Annotated in this window: 1 protein-coding gene and 1 pseudogene; one reads left to right on the forward strand and one right to left on the reverse strand. The window is 64.8% G+C overall.

Features of this window, described 5'->3' with window-relative positions; all coding sequences use genetic code 11:
• Window positions 1-1,435 (forward strand): annotated as a pseudogene (locus tag EN780_RS32310) (vitamin B12-dependent ribonucleotide reductase); the annotation flags it as partial.
• A gap of 193 nt (window positions 1,436-1,628) precedes the next feature.
• Here the strand turns inward: EN780_RS32310 and EN780_RS32315 are convergent.
• The gene (locus tag EN780_RS32315; protein ID WP_128276300.1) at window positions 1,629-2,237 is read right to left on the reverse strand and encodes a class I SAM-dependent methyltransferase; all 609 of its coding nucleotides are present in this window, start codon (window positions 2,235-2,237) and stop codon (window positions 1,629-1,631) included.
• Window positions 2,238-2,361 lie beyond the last annotated feature (124 nt).

Consider the following 2,361-nt stretch of genomic DNA (forward strand, 5'->3'; position numbering starts at 1 on the left):
CCAGTGGACGCTGGGCGCCGACTGGGTGAAGGAGACGCTCGGCTTCACCGACGAGCAGCTCGGCGATTTCTCGTTCGAGATGCTGCCGGCGCTTGGCTTCTCGAAGAAGGACATCGAGGCCGCCAACATCCATGTCTGCGGTGCCATGACACTGGAAGGCGCGCCGTTCCTGAAGGCCGAGCACCTCGCGGTGTTCGACTGCGCCAGCCCGTGCGGCAAGATCGGCAAGCGCTCGCTGTCGATCAACAGCCACATCCTGATGATGGCGGCGGCGCAGCCCTTCATCTCCGGCGCCATCTCCAAGACCATCAACATGCCGAACGAAGCGACGGTGGAGGACGCCAAGAACGCCTACATGCTGTCGTGGAAGCTGGCGCTGAAGGCCAACGCGCTCTATCGCGACGGCTCGAAGCTGTCGCAGCCGCTCAATGCCTCGCTGCTCGCCGACGGCGAGGAGGATGAGGATGAGGTGGTCGAGCAGCTGATCGCGGCACCCGCCGCGCAGCGCGCCGTGCAGGTGACGGAAAAGATCGTCGAGCGCGTGGTGGAGCGGCTCTACCGCGACCGCGAGAAGCTGCCGAACCGCCGCAAGGGCTACACGCAGAAGGCAGTGGTCGGCGGCCACAAGGTGTATCTCCGCACCGGCGAGTTCGACGACGGGCGCCTCGGCGAAATCTTCATCGACATGCACAAGGAAGGTGCTGCCTTCCGCGCGATGATGAACAACTTCGCCATCGCCATCTCGCTCGGCCTGCAGTATGGCGTGCCGCTCGACGAATATGTCGAGGCCTTCACTTTCACCAAGTTCGAGCCGGCCGGCATGGTGCAGGGCAACGACGCGATCAAGAACGCGACGTCGATCCTCGACTACGTGTTCCGCGAGCTCGCCGTCTCCTACCTCGCCCGCCACGACCTTGCCCATGTCGACCAGTCGGACTTCGACAAGACGGCGCTTGGCCGCGGCATCACCGAAGGCAAGGCGACGCCGTTCTCGAAGGGCCTGACCCGCGGCGTTTCGCCGGTCAAGCTGGTCTCGGGCGCCGGCGGCGATCCCAAGGGCTTTGGCGGCGCGGCGCCGACGACGGCCCCTGCTCGCGCGGCACCGACCGCCTTCTCCGGCTCCAACGTCTTGACGCTGAAGCCGGCGAGCGACGAGGCCATCGCCTACAAACGCGACTATGAGGAGCGCGCCAGGGAACTGGCCGAGGACATCGTCGAAGAAGAAGCCGAGGTTTCCAGCACCGAGGCACTGTTCACCGACGCCGCCGCGCAGGAAGCCGCCGACGCCAAGAAGCTCGCCGCGACACGGCGCCAGCAGTCGCTGCTGCAGGGCTACACCGGCAACGAATGCTCGGAGTGCCACAACTTCACCATGGTGCGGAACGGCACCTGCGAGAAGTGCGACACCTGCGGTTCGACGAGCGGGTGCAGCTGAGGCGATTGAGCATCTGAAACGGATCGGCCCGGTCGCAAGATCGGGCCGATTTGCTTTTAGACAATCCGTGAGGCTGGCGATGCGATCACATCACCATCAAGGTTGGCGTAGGTTCGCGTCAAGCTGGAGCACCCCTCATCCGGCCGCTTCGCGGCCACCTTCTCCCACAAGGGGAGAAGGGAAAAGCGTCGCGTCATGCCGGCCTGACAGCCAGGAACGTGTTCCATTCCTCGCGATTGCGGCCCTCGTTGAAATCGTCCCTGATCAGGACCAGCCCGGCGCTTTCGATACGGGCCGCGAAGTCGTCCCGGCGCCACAGGACGGTATGATAGTTGCCGTCCGTCTCGCCGTCGCCATTGCGCATCGACACCAGGAAGGCGCCGCCTGGCCGCAGCGATCCGGCTATCTTGGCGAGCACCTGTTCGATCTGGTCGCGGGGCACATGGATCAGGACGGCGAGCGCAAGCACGGCATCGTAGGGGCCGCCGAGGTCGTCGGTGAGGAGATCGAGAAGCTCGCCGTGCTTGCCGCGCGCGGCCTGCAACTCGAGAAACCGCTTTGTCGCGTCGGTACGGCGAACCTTGACGCCCAAGGCCTCCAGAAAGTCGGCGTCGTATCCCGCTCCGGACCCGACTTCGAGAATCTGGCCGGCTGTGCCGGCGATCGCCACAAGCCGCTTCAGGGATGCCTGTTCTCTCTCGTTGGGAACATGCCGCACGATTTGATCGTAGCGTTCCGCATAGTCCTCATACGCGCTGATCGTTTGACGGCTCTTCGCCAGAGCCTGCGATAATGCATCCATCTTTCCCTCCTTCGCGTCGGTCAAGGCGCCGGACTTGCCTCAGCGAAGGGTGCCGGGAGGCACGCGTCCGTCGAGCATGCCGATGTCGCGCAGGAAATGGTCCGACAGCGAACGGCGGTCGAGC

The sequence above is a fragment of the Mesorhizobium sp. M4B.F.Ca.ET.089.01.1.1 genome, assembly GCF_004022605.1.
GTDB classification, from domain to species: domain Bacteria; phylum Pseudomonadota; class Alphaproteobacteria; order Rhizobiales; family Rhizobiaceae; genus Mesorhizobium; species Mesorhizobium abyssinicae.